Below are 12864 nucleotides of genomic sequence, written 5' to 3' on the forward strand. Positions count from 1 at the left end.
GGAGGGAAAGTTATGGAGAAGAGACTGTATAGAAGCAAGAAGAATAGAGTTATTTTGGGTGTTTGTGGGGGGATTGCGGAATATTTAAATATTGATCCTACAATAGTTAGGCTTATTTTTATTTTTCTCTTTATACCTTTCCATTTTGCCTTAATAATAGCCTATTTTCTCTCTGCTCTTGTGATACCTGAGGAGCCCGAAGATTTGGAGAAGAAGGATGATAATATAACTCCTTCTGGTCCAGTTCAACATTTGTGAGGGAGGAGAAAAAAATGGAAAATAAACTTTATAGGAGTAGAAGAAATAGAGTTTTTTTAGGAGTATGTGGGGGAATAGGAGAGTACTTTGGAATTGATCCTGTCATAATAAGGCTTATTTTTATCTTCTCAGTTCTCTTTTTAGGACCTTTAAGTCTTCTCTTTTACATTCTTTGTGCTCTTGTAATCCCTGAAAATCCTGGTAATAGTGAGCTTCCCTCTCCTCTTTCCAAAGATGGCGGGGAGACCTTGGGGTGGGTTTTTTTAGCTCTTGGAGTTTATTTTCTGGGGCGAACTTTTGGTATTTTTCAGGTTTCTTTCACTTTAGTTCTTGCCCTATTATTTATCCTTTTTGGAATTTTAATCTTTTTTAAGAAATGAGGGGTGAAACTAATGAGAAGAATGTCTTTATTAGGTATTTTTTTGATTCTTATAGGTTTATTACTTCTTTTCTCAGAGTTAGGAATCATCAGGTTTTATTGGAGAGATTTACTTAGGTTATGGCCTTTGATCTTTATATTCTGGGGACTTGATTTGCTCATAGGAGAGAAGAAGTGGTTTGGTTGGTTGGTGGTTTTAATTATTTTCCTTCTCACTATATTTATTGTGTTCTTCTCAAGTTATGGAAGACCATTTTTTAGAGATAGAGGGCCTGGATTTTACTATAGAGAATGGAAGTATCCTTTTAAAGAAGATATAAAAGGTCTTGATTTGGAGATCTCTACAGGAGTAAGAGTTGTGAGATTGGAGGCTTTAAAAGATAGGGAAAATTTATTGCATATAAGTTCTAATTGGGATTTTTATATTGATAAGTTGATAGAAGAAAAGAGGGATGGGGAATTAGGACTTTCTTTAAAAGTTGAAGGTGAAAAAGAGACGGGATTTAGGATTTTTGGGGATGATAAGAAGCTTGATCCAATAAATATAAATATTAATCCTGAGATTCCTCTCAGTTTAAAGTTTGATGTAGGAGTGGGAGATGCAACTTTGAATATGAGGGAGTTCAGATTGAAAGATCTTTCAGTAAAAGGGGGCGTTGGAAGATTAAAAATATACTTACCATCTTCTCCTTGTTATGTGGAAATAGAAGGTGGAGTGGGTAGCGTAGAAGTATATGTGCCAGAGGATATGATTTTGGACCTATCTGCAGAGACTGGTTTAGGGAAAATTTCTGTAGATAAGGAGATAAAACAGGAAAAAGGGGGAGAAAAGGGAGTTATACGTTTGAAGGTTAGGTCAGGGGTAGGAAATATAAAGATCCTTTCGGAAAAGAAAGAAGTAATTTGATTCTATCCTGCGGATCTCCTCCATATAAAAGTAGCGGGAAGGATTATAGGTTCAAAATTGTTAGGGTTATCAAGGATATGTAAGAAAAGTTTTGCCGCCTCTTTGCCCATTTCTTCTATTTCTTGTCTTACTGAGGCAAGAGGCGGTTCTATTTTTCCATCAATATATAGATCATCAAAGCCAATTACAGCGATATCCTCTGGGACTTCCCAGTTTTCTTCAAATATGGCATTCATAGCCCCTATAGCCATATAGTCACTGCAGGCGAGGACTGCAGTGGGTGGATTGTTTATTTTTAGCAATTTTTTCATAGCTTTATATCCCCCATCTATTGTGAGACTATCCTCTACTATCAGTTTTGGATCTGGCTTTATTCCATATTTTTTGAGGGCTAAAATATAGCCTTCATATCTATCTTGAATAAAGTTGTAATTACTGTTTCCTTTTAGTAATGCTATTCTTTTATGTCCTTTTTCAAGAAAATAGGTGGTAGCCTCAAAAGCACCCCTTACGTTGTCAGTGTCTACATAAGGATAATTTTTTATTTTCGAGGAAACTCTACCTACAGTTACAAAGGGTATATTTTCTTCGTAAAGGATTTCTGGAAAAGGGTCATCTTTTTTCACATTAGCGAGTATGTATCCATCCACAATTCCTCTTTTATATAAGGAAATATATTTCTGAGGAATATATGGAGATTCAATCATAGATAACATGATATTGTATTCTTTTTTGTCAAATATTTCTGTCATTCCTTTTATTAGTGGAGGAAAGAAGGCATCTGATAATACAAAACCTCTCTCGTAGGGTATTAAGAGAGCTACAATCTGAGTTTTTGTTTTAGATAATTTTTGAGCAAAGGCACTGGGATGGTAGTCGTACTCTTGAATAATTTTCAAAACTTTTTTCCTTGTTTTTTCACTTACATTAGGACTACCATTTATAACTCTTGATACTGTGGCTACCGATACGTTGGCAAGTCTTGCTATATCTCTTATATTGATTTTAACCTTCCTCAATATTTACCACCTCAAAGTTTTTTATTTTCTTGATATTATACAACAACAAAGTAAATCAATAAAGTAATATGATTTCAATCTGAAATCATTAAAAACCTTTAAATTATTTAATTTCAGTTTAAAATTATGTTGACACTTGAAATTGCTTATTATAAAATTACTAACGAAATTAGTTCCACTTAGGAAGGAGGTGATGGTTTAAAAATCAAAAATCTTTAAAATCGTTTTTCTTTTAAATTTTATTAAGTTTGGGGGAGGAGTGATTAGATGCGTAGTAAAAAGGGTTTAATAATTTTGTTTGTTTTGGTTTCTGTCCTTTTGTTATCAGGTGTAATTAATGGACAAAAAGAAAAAGTTGTGAGCTTACCTTTCTGGGATACACCAGGATTAGTTCCCTATTACTGGCAGGCACAACATATTTTAGCACAAGGCACTATTTTTGAGGGACTTTATGGTTATGCACCAGATCCTAAGAGCCTTGGTGGTGTAAAGGTTGTTCCAGTTATTGCACAAAGCTATAAAGTTTCAAAGGATTACAAAGTATGGACCTTCAAATTAAGAAAAGATAAAAAATGGTCTAATGGTGATCCAGTAACTGCAAAAGACTTTGAATGGTCATTCAAATACTATGCAAGTCCTAAGATTCCAGACCTTCCTGCATGGGCAGGCCCACTTCAGTTCTTTGAAAACTTCTGGGCAGTGAAATCTGGAGCAGTTGATCCTGATAAACTTGGTGTAAAAGCTCTTGATGATTATACATTGGAAATAAGACTTTCTACACCAAGATATGATATGAAAGAGTGGCTCTGTGTAGCTCAAGCTGTTCCAATCCACAGAAAAACTGTTGAAGCAGATCCACAAAACTGGTGGAGACCTGGAAAGATCGTTGTCAATGGTCCATACATTCCAGTATCATGGACTCCTGGAAAGGACATGGTACTTGTAAAGAATCCCAACTATGTTGGTGAAAGAGGAAACGTGGATAGAATAGTACTTAAGTTCGGTGGACTTGGAATTCAACAGTATCAAGCAGGAGAGCTCGATGCTGCATTGATCAATAATGTTGCTGAGTACAGATATGTAACATCTGATCCTAAACTTTCGAAAGAATTCCACGAGGATGTAATGGATTGCTTCTGGAACGGATATCAATGGTCTCGTGGATTTGATCCTATAATGGATAATGAAAAATTAAGAAAAGCTCTTGCTATGGCAATAGACAGAGAAAAACTTTGTAAAGACGTACTTGGAGGAAGAGCATTACCTCTTAATAAATATTGGCCTGACGGTAATCCTATTGGTGATAAACTTAAGGGAATACCCTTTGATGTAAACCAGGCTAAGAAGCTTCTTGCTGAGGCTGGATATCCAAACGGAAAAGGTTTGAAGACTCTTGTCTTCTACATCACTGGTGGTGGTGATCCAGTAGTAGAGTTCATAGTAGATCAATGGAAGAAGAACCTTGGAGTAAATGTAATAATTGAGAACATAGAATCTGGATTGTACTGGAACTCCTATGTATGGCCTAGCTTCTCACCTGATGCAAAGGCTGGATTCACAGTAATGGGTGCACCAATGAACAACTTAGAGATTGGTGCGTTGTTCAAGAACTCTGACCATACACCTTGGTTCTTTGATTTCCCAACCTCTGCAAGAAAGAGATATTATGAGTTACAACAAGAGCAAGATGCATGGTTAAGAAAAGATGGCGGACTTACCGAAGCAGATTGGAAGCCACTTCTTGAGAAGAGAAATACGCTATATGAAACTTATAAGAAGATTGTATCGACCGAGCCTGAAAAATTATGGGTTGCAGAACTTACTAAATCACCTACCTGGTATGAAAGATTTGATGAACTTTACGAAAAATGGAAGGCTGCAAAAACTAATGCAGATAAGACCAATTACTGGAGACTTGCAGGAAGAGAAATTGTAGGACAAGAAATATTCCAGAACTGGTATCTCAATATGACAGAGAGAGCAAGAAATGCTATAAGATGGAGATATAGAGCAGTTAATAGACCATTTAGTGAAGCAGTAAAGATTGTCCATTATGGATTACAACTCATGCAAGATGCTTACTACATGGTACCAGTATACCTTGCAAAGGCTCAATGGGTACAAAATCCAAAACTTGAGGGCTTGATGCTCTACAAGTTCTCTTGGGGTCCTGGATTCTTCAACTTCAAGTGGCTCAATCTCAAAGACTAATTTGTGGTAAAATTGGGGGGGGGAGGGTTTATACTCTCCCCCCTTTTAAATTTATATAGAAGGAGGTAGAAGATGGGCCTTTTAAAGTATATTTTACGAAGACTTTTTACTATCTTTGTATCAATCATAGTAGTGATAATAATAACCTACGTACTCATGTGGCTTGCACCTGGTGATTTCTTTAATATTGCTCAATTTCAGGCAAGTGCTGGTAAAATTGCCACATTGACTCCTGAACAGCTCCAGGTATTAATAAAGGGTTTTGAAGAAAAATATGGATTAAATGTGCCTTTGTGGAAGCAGATATGGAATTATTTAAAAGATGCTTTTAGGTTTAAGTTTGGACCTTCTTTTTCTAACCCCAATGAGCCTATAGAGGTCCAGATAGCAAGAAGATTTCCTGTAACCGCAACTCTTGCTATACTTGCCATGGCTCTCGCTGTTGTTGTGGGGATCCCTCTTGGGGTTATTGCTGCTTTGAAGAGGAATACTTGGGTTGACTATGTTACTATGTTTATTTCAATGATAGGAAGTATAATTCCTGCATATCTTATTGGTGTTATAATGGTTATTATATTTAGCGTTTATTTGAGATGGCTTCCTACCTCAGGTTGGGAAACCCCTAAACAAATGATCATGCCTGTTATTACCGTTGCTGTAGGTCCCATGGCTATAATTGCAAGGTTTACAAGGTCAAGTCTTCTTGACGTGTTGAGCCAGGACTACATAAGAACCGCTTATGCAAAGGGTGGAACTGATAGAGCAGTAATTATGAGGCATGCTCTGAGAAACTCACTCTTACCTGTGGTTACCGTTATTGGACCTCAACTTGCGTTTCTCTTTACTGGAACAGTTTGGATTGAGAACTTATTTAGAGTGCCTGGTCTTGGACAGCTCTTTGTTAATGCTGCTTCTATGAGAGATTATCCTCTACTTGTGACTTCGACTTTTATTCTCTCTCTATCAGTTATGTTAATGAACCTTTTGGTTGATATTATTTATGCCTTCTTAGATCCTCGAATTAAATATCAATAAAAAAATGGTTTTAGTGAACTATAGAAGGAGGTTTTGCTAAATGGAGGTTGCAATAAAGCAAAAAACAAGAAGAGCGAGTTATTGGTCTGCTGCTTGGAGAAGATTCAAAAGAAACAAGATGGCCGTTGCAGGACTGATTTATATCATTATTATAACCATAGCAGCCATATTTACTCCATTGATTGCTCCATATCCTTATGATGAACCCCATTATGCTTACACCTTTCAACCGCCAAGCGCTAAATTTTGGTTTGGTACAGATGACTTAGGAAGAGATATGTTTAGTAGAAACTTATATGCTATGAGAAATGCACTTTTGATAGGATTTGGTTCTCAGATAGTGGTATTGATCATAGGTGTAATAATTGGTTCTATAGCTGGATTTCGTGGTGGAATGGTGGATACATTTCTTATGAGGGTTACTGACATAATGTATGCTTTTCCTACATTCCTTTTTAACGTTATATTAGTCACGGTTATGGGGAGAGGTCTATTTACTATTTTGGTGGCTGTAGGTCTTACAGGATGGGCTGGCATGGCAAGGCTTGTTAGAGGAATGGTTATGTATCTTAAGCATGCTGAATTTGTTGAGGCAGCAAGAGCTCTGGGAGCTAAAGATAGCTATATTATTAGGAAGTATATTTTACCAAATATGTTAGGTCCTATAATTGTGAGTCTTGCTTTTGGAATACCTAATGGAATATGGGTAGAATCTGGTTTGGCATTGATTGGTATGGGGGTAAGGCCTCCTATGCCTTCTTGGGGAAATATGATCGGTGCAGGTTTGGGTTATATCATGGCATTTCCTCATATGGTTATCTTTCCAGTTTTAACTTTTGCTCTTACTCTTCTCGCCTTCACATATGTAGGTGATGGTTTAAGAGATGCATTTAATCCAAGGAGTGAGGTATAAAGCCATGGCAGAACTGTTGAGAGTTAATAATTTAAAAACTTACTTTGATAGATATGATGGTGTGGTTAAAGCTGTTGATGGTGTGAGTTATAAATTGGATTATGGAGAAACATTGGCTATTGTGGGAGAAAGTGGTTCTGGAAAAACTCAATCGGTTCTATCTCTCGTGAGGCTCATTAAAGGAAATGGAAGAATTGTAGATGGAGAAGCTATCTTTGAAGGAAAAGACTTGTTAAAGCTAAGTAAAGAAGAACTGAGACAAATAAGAGGTAAGGATATTTCCATAGTCTTCCAGGATCCTATGACCAGTTTGAACCCTATAATGAGAGTTGGTATCCAAATAATGGAGCCTATAATATGGCACAAAGTAATGTCAGATAAGGAAGCAAGAGAAAGGGCTATTGAGCTTTTGAGAGTTGTGGGAATTCCGGAATATAAAACAAGAGTATGGGATTATCCGTTCCAATTTTCGGGTGGAATGAGACAAAGAGTCATGATTGCTATTGCTCTTGCATGTAATCCAAAACTTGTTATTGCCGATGAGCCAACAACAGCGTTAGATGTTACAGTTAGAGCTCAAATACTGAATTTGCTCTCAGATATGAAGGAGGAGTTTAAAACTAGTGTTATATTTATAACCCATGATATTACTCTTGCAATGAATTTTGCAGATACTATAATGGTGATGTATGCAGGAAAGATTGCAGAGTATGCTCCAATAGAGAAATTTATAAAGAATCCTTTGCATCCATATTCTAATGGTTTGATTACTTCTACTCTTGATATAAATGCAAAAGAGGGTTCTTTAAGACCTATACCTGGTAACCCTCCAAGCTTAGTCAACCCACCTTCTGGTTGTAGGTTCCATCCAAGATGTCAATATGCTCAGGATATTTGTAAAGAGGTAGAGCCAGAATATAGAGAAGTAGAAGATGGGCACTATGTAGCTTGCCATCTTGTGAAGGGAGGAAAATTCAATGCCTGAATTATTAGTTGTTAAAAATCTAAAGAAGTATTTTCCTGTAAGAGGAAAACTATTGAAAGCAGTGGATAATGTATCTTTTTCCATAGAACAAGGAGAGACTTTAGGGCTTGTGGGAGAAAGTGGATCTGGTAAATCTACTCTTGGAAGAAGTATATTAAGACTTATTGAACCTGATGATGGGGAAATAATATTTGATGGTGTTGATATAAGAAAGCTTAGTGGGGAAGAATTAAGACAAAAGAGAAGATTTATGCAGATAATATTCCAAGATCCTCTCGCATCTTTGAACCCTGTAATGACTATAGGACAAAATATCGAGGATCCGCTAATAATTCATAATATAGGTACTAAAGAGGAAAGAAGAAGGGCCGTTGAAGAGCTACTGGAAATAGTAGGTCTTGGAAGAGATGTTATAGATGCTTTTCCTCATGAGTTTTCAGGAGGACAGCAGCAGAGGGTAGGAATAGCAAGGGCTCTTGCTTTGAATCCTAAATTTATCGTGGCAGATGAGCCTGTATCCTCATTAGACGTTTCAATTCAGGCTCAAATTGTTTCTCTCCTTTACGAGCTTAAGAGAAGATTTAAAATATCTTATCTCTTCATATCTCACGACTTAGCTGTAGTAAGGTATCTATCGGATAAAGTAGCAGTTATGTATTTGGGAGCAATGATGGAGTTGGCTCCTAAGGAAGAGTTGTATCAGAATCCATTGCATCCTTATACTAGGGCTCTACTTGCTTCTGTGCCTAAGATGCCAAGAGATGGAGAAAGACAAACAAGATTCCCTGCTCTGAAAGGTGAGGTGCCATCTCCAATAGATCTTCCTCCTGGTTGTAGGTTCCAAAGCAGATGTGAGTATGTGATGGATGTATGTAGAAAACAGGAGCCTGCGTTTAGGGAAGTATCTCCTGGACACTTTGTGGCTTGTCATTTAGTTTAAGTTTGAATGTATTTGGGGTGAGAGGGGAAAATTAATTAAAGAGGAGGGGAAGCTAATGAAAAAGATTGTATTTTTATTTTTGTTAGTTTTCTTTATTTTTAATATAAATGGCTATTCTCAGGAAAGACTTCCAATAAAGAGAGGAGTAAATTTAACAGGGCTTGAAGCTCCTTTTGAGGGCTCTTGGGGAGTTTATGTTAAAGATGAGTATTTTGAATTGGTTAAAAAGGCAGGTTTTGATCATATAAGGCTTCCTGTAAGATGGAATGGACATGCTGCTTACGAACCTCCTTATACCATTAGGAGTTATATTTTTGATAGGGTAGATCAAATAATTAATCTTGCTTTTAAAAATAAGTTATATGTGATAATTAACATTCATAATTATGAGGAAATAATGCAAAATCCTGAGAAGCATAAAGAAAGATTTCTTGCTCTATGGAAGCAAATAGCGGAGCATTATAGGAATTACCCAGATAGTTTATGGTTTGAGCTTTTGAATGAACCCAATACTAATCTTACCCCTCAACTTTGGAATGAGTATTTAGCTGAAGCTATTAAGGTAATAAGAGAGACTAACCCTACAAGAAAGATTGTGGTTGATACTGCTAACTGGGCGAATTATAGTACCATATCCTTTTTAAAACTTCCTGAAGATAAAAATTTAGTGGTAAGTTTTCATTACTATAATCCTTTTAATTTTACTCATCAAGGGGCAGATTGGGTTCAACCTCAACTTCCTGTAGGGGTAAAGTGGACAGGTTCTGATCAAGAAAGGAAGGCTATTGAAAGGGAACTAGATTTTACTGTTGAGTGGGCAAAAAGAAATGGAAATGTACCTCTTTATATGGGGGAGTTTGGAGCCTATCATAGGGCAGACATGGAATCAAGGGTGAGATGGACGGATTTTGTAGCAAGGTCTGCGGAGAAAAGAGGAATTGCTTGGGCATATTGGGATTTTGCTTCGGCAGGATTTGGTGTATATGATGGATTAAATAAGATGTGGAGAATGGATCTTCTTAAGGCTTTGATTCCTGATACAAAGATAAAATAAAGTATGGAGGATTATCATAAGATGGGTAAAATTCCTATTAGACGTGGAATTAATTTCGGAGATACTTTAGAGGCTCCTTATGAAGGAGCTTGGGGTGGACATATAATAAAGGATGAGTATTTTAAGCTTATTAAGGATGCGGGTTTTGACCATGTTAGAATTCCAATAAAATGGAGTGTTTATACTCAAAAAGAGTATCCATATTCTATTGAGAAAAGAATCTTTGATAGGGTTGATCACTTGATAGAAGAAGGTTTTAAAAATAGTCTCTATATTGTTATAAATATCCATCATTATGATGAGATTATGGAAGAACCACTAAGGGAAAAAGATAGATTTTTAGCCATATGGAGGCAAATTTCGGAGCATTATAAAGATTATCCTGATCAGCTTTATTTTGAGCTTTTAAACGAGCCAACTTATAATTTAAACAGTGATTTATGGAATCAATTTTTAAAAGAGGCAGTTGAAGTCATAAGGAAAACCAATCCGGAAAGGAAGATTATTATAGGGCCAGATAATTGGAATAACCTTTATAATCTTCCCAAATTAGAAATTCCTGAAAACGATAAGAACATTATAGTTACTTTTCATTATTACAATCCTTTTCCCTTTACTCATCAAGGAGCAGGATGGGTTAAAGTTAATTTGCCTGTAGGGGTTAAGTGGTTGGGTACAGAAGAGGAGAAAAAAGATGTAGAAAGGGAACTTGATATGGCTGTGGATTGGGCAAAAGAGCATGGTGATATACCTCTTTATATGGGAGAATTTGGAGCATATTCAAAGGCAGACATGGAATCAAGGGTGAGATGGACGGATTTTGTAGCAAGGTCTGCAGAGAAGAGAGGAATTGCTTGGGCATATTGGGAGTTCTATTCTGGATTTGGGGTTTTTGATTCTGAAAAAAATGAGTGGAGAAAGCCTCTGCTCAAGGCTTTAATACCTGAGACAAAGATATAAAAAGAATAGGAGTAATAAATATGAAGGTTAAAAATATTATCCCCAGATGGAAGGGATTTAATCTTACAAATATGTTCCTTTTTCATTCTGCGAGAGATTTTGAGGAAGAGGATTTTAAGTGGATAAGTGATTGGGGATTTGATTTTGTTAGGGTTCCTTTGTGTTATAGATTATGGATAGAAGATGATGATATCTATAAGATAAATGAGAGGTTTTTGGAGAAGATAGATAAAGTTGTAGAATGGGGGCAAAAGTATAATATTCATGTTTCTTTAAACTTTCATAGGGCGCCTGGTTATTGCGTAAATAACGAATTTATCGAGAAATTTAATCTTTGGAAAGATAAGGATGCTCTTGATGCTTTCTGTTTTCATTGGGGGGTTTTTGCAAAAAGATACAAAGGTATCTCTTCAAAAAGTTTAAGCTTTAATTTAGTTAATGAACCTTTACACCCTTCTCCCGAAGTTATGACAAGAGACGATCATAACAGAGTTATAAGGTATACAGTGGAATATATAAGAAAAATTGATTCAGAAAGATTGATTATTATAGACGGAATTTCTTATGGTAATGTACCTTTGCCAGAGCTATCAGATCTTAATGTGGTTCAGAGTTGTAGGGGTTACCTTCCTATGGGACTTACTCATTATAAGGCAAATTGGGTGGGAGGAGAGAATTGGCCAGAGCCTAAATGGCCAGGTGCTTGGCATTATGGAGAGATATGGGATAGAGAGAGACTTGAAAAACATTATGATGAATGGGCAAAGTTAATAAGTATGGGGATAGGTGTTCATTGTGGTGAGGCAGGAGCATATAAGTTTACACCTCACAAGGTAGTGCTTGCATGGCTTAGAGATCTTCTTGAAATTTTAAAAGAAAGGGATATAGGTTTTGCATTATGGAATTTTAAAGGACCTTTTGGAATTCTTGATTCAGATAGGGAAGATGTGGACTATGAAGATTGGTATGGACATAAACTTGATAGAGAGATGTTGAAATTATTACAAGAATACTAAGGAGAGGTTTTTTTAAAGATTTCTATCTTGTATCCGTCTTTTCCAGAAAGCATTGTTATTAGGAAGTTTTCATCTCTTGAAAACTGAATGTCTTCTACAAAGTATTCTTCTTTGAAGTTAATTTTATTTTGGGTTTTGGTATATCTGTTTACAATATTAATTTCTTTTGAAAGGGAAGCAAAGTTCTTGCTTATAGCATAAGCAAGATAGGTTTGAGATGGTGAAAGAGAAGGATTAGAACCTAAATAAGTTTCTATTAGGTTCTTGCTTTTAATGTCAAAAATATTTATGGTATTATTTCCTTCTAATATTAGCAGGTTTTCAAGAGGACTAAATCTTACGTATCCCGAAATTGAGGCTTTAAAAACTTCGTTTAAAGTTTTCAAATCAAATATCTTAGTACCAGATTCTTCTGTAGAGATGGCAATTAATTTGCTGTTTTGAGCTATGTCAAAGTCAATGACTGTTGTATTTGGAAGAAGATTATATTCTTTTTGCTTGCTTAAATCATAAATTTTTAGTCCATAAGATTTATTGAGCTCCTGAGGATAAGTTACATTTCTAAGTATTACGAAATTGTCATCTGTAGAGAATGCTATGTTATCAAAGTTTATTTCCTTAGAACTCCAACTAATGATCTCTTTTAAATCTGGATAAGATAGAATTTTGTATTCATAATAATCTTCGATTGGGATAAAATTTAAAAATAACTGACTTATATGATTTTTGATGAAAACAAACTTAGCAGTATTAGATATATCTAAGTCTTCGATAATTTCGGTCTTGGAAATTAAGAAATTGTTTTTATCTTTTCTATTGTATTCTATGTTAAAAGGAAGTTCTATTTTGTTATTCTTAAGGGGATTCCATAAGATTATATAGGGTTCGTTGTTTATTACTGCTATATCACCGTTGGATAGTATTTTAAATTTAACAATATAAGTGTTGAAGTTTTGAGCTTTTGAAGACTTAACTTTTAGTTTTGTTTCTTTGAAAGTATTAAGATCCAAAAGAGTAATTTGGTCTTGGAAGGCATAAATTAGAGAATTATTATAAGTAAGAAAATAATTGAGTGCTTCTGTACCTATAACTATAGATTTTGTAGGTACAACATCGAAGTTTTGAGAAAGAATGTTTCCTATAGTTAGTAGAGCTATACTGCCTATGATAATCTTTTTCATTTTTTA

Annotated in this window: 13 protein-coding genes; 11 read left to right on the forward strand and 2 right to left on the reverse strand. The window is 35.6% G+C overall.

The features are described 5' to 3' along the window. Positions 1-12: 12 nt before the first annotated feature. Genes DICTH_RS02340 through DICTH_RS02350 form a run of 3 tightly spaced genes read left to right on the forward strand, consistent with a single transcriptional unit; the run spans position 13 to position 1544 of the window. Positions 13-258, forward strand: a complete 246-nt coding sequence (locus DICTH_RS02340) for a PspC domain-containing protein (RefSeq protein ID WP_012547412.1) — start codon at positions 13-15, stop codon at positions 256-258. 14 nt (positions 259-272) lie between these two features. Further along, entirely contained in the window at positions 273-638 is a 366-nt protein-coding gene (locus tag DICTH_RS02345; protein WP_012547216.1) for a PspC domain-containing protein, read from the forward strand. A 12-nt stretch (positions 639-650) separates the two neighbouring features. Continuing rightward, positions 651-1544: a LiaF transmembrane domain-containing protein gene (locus tag DICTH_RS02350; RefSeq protein ID WP_012546895.1), complete on the forward strand. Its 894-nt coding sequence runs from the start codon at positions 651-653 to the stop codon at positions 1542-1544. Positions 1545-1546: 2 nt separating this feature from the next. On the opposite strand, the gene DICTH_RS02355 is transcribed toward DICTH_RS02350, so the two are convergent. Next, positions 1547-2563: a LacI family DNA-binding transcriptional regulator gene (locus DICTH_RS02355; protein ID WP_012547979.1), complete on the reverse strand. Its 1017-nt coding sequence runs from the start codon at positions 2561-2563 to the stop codon at positions 1547-1549. Positions 2564-2830: 267 nt separating this feature from the next. Here DICTH_RS02355 and DICTH_RS02360 point away from each other — a divergent pair, with 267 nt between their 5' ends. The 8 genes from DICTH_RS02360 (at position 2831) to DICTH_RS02395 (ending at position 11677) form a co-directional block, all read left to right on the forward strand. Then, complete coding sequence (locus DICTH_RS02360) at positions 2831-4774, forward strand: peptide ABC transporter substrate-binding protein (protein ID WP_012547081.1); 1944 nt, start codon at positions 2831-2833, stop codon at positions 4772-4774. Between the two features lie 72 nt (positions 4775-4846). Further along, complete coding sequence (locus DICTH_RS02365) at positions 4847-5809, forward strand: ABC transporter permease (protein WP_012547948.1); 963 nt, start codon at positions 4847-4849, stop codon at positions 5807-5809. A 40-nt stretch (positions 5810-5849) separates the two neighbouring features. Beyond that, positions 5850-6722 (forward strand): ABC transporter permease, encoded by an 873-nt coding sequence (locus DICTH_RS02370; protein WP_012548362.1) that lies wholly within the window; start codon positions 5850-5852, stop codon positions 6720-6722. A gap of 4 nt (positions 6723-6726) precedes the next feature. Continuing rightward, positions 6727-7707 (forward strand): ABC transporter ATP-binding protein, encoded by a 981-nt coding sequence (locus DICTH_RS02375; protein ID WP_012548135.1) that lies wholly within the window; start codon positions 6727-6729, stop codon positions 7705-7707. Beyond that, positions 7700-8647, forward strand: coding sequence for an ABC transporter ATP-binding protein (locus DICTH_RS02380; RefSeq protein ID WP_012547580.1), 948 nt, complete (start codon positions 7700-7702; stop codon positions 8645-8647). The genes DICTH_RS02375 and DICTH_RS02380 overlap by 8 nt, the downstream gene beginning before the upstream one ends. 55 nt (positions 8648-8702) lie before the next feature. Beyond that, positions 8703-9701, forward strand: coding sequence for a glycoside hydrolase family 5 protein (locus DICTH_RS02385; RefSeq protein WP_012548324.1), 999 nt, complete (start codon positions 8703-8705; stop codon positions 9699-9701). A gap of 21 nt (positions 9702-9722) precedes the next feature. Continuing rightward, on the forward strand, positions 9723-10661 hold the full coding sequence (locus DICTH_RS02390) for a glycoside hydrolase family 5 protein (RefSeq protein WP_012547786.1): 939 nt from the start codon (positions 9723-9725) through the stop codon (positions 10659-10661). 20 nt (positions 10662-10681) lie between these two features. Beyond that, a complete protein-coding gene (locus DICTH_RS02395) occupies positions 10682-11677 on the forward strand; it encodes a glycoside hydrolase family 5 protein (protein ID WP_012547750.1) in 996 nt (331 codons plus the stop codon). On the opposite strand, the gene DICTH_RS02400 is transcribed toward DICTH_RS02395, so the two are convergent. Continuing rightward, positions 11674-12858, reverse strand: a complete 1185-nt coding sequence (locus tag DICTH_RS02400; RefSeq protein ID WP_012548673.1) for a WD40 repeat domain-containing protein — start codon at positions 12856-12858, stop codon at positions 11674-11676. The genes DICTH_RS02395 and DICTH_RS02400 overlap by 4 nt on opposite strands. Between the last annotated feature and the right edge of the window lie 6 nt (positions 12859-12864).

The organism is Dictyoglomus thermophilum H-6-12 (assembly GCF_000020965.1).
Classification (GTDB): domain Bacteria; phylum Dictyoglomota; class Dictyoglomia; order Dictyoglomales; family Dictyoglomaceae; genus Dictyoglomus; species Dictyoglomus thermophilum.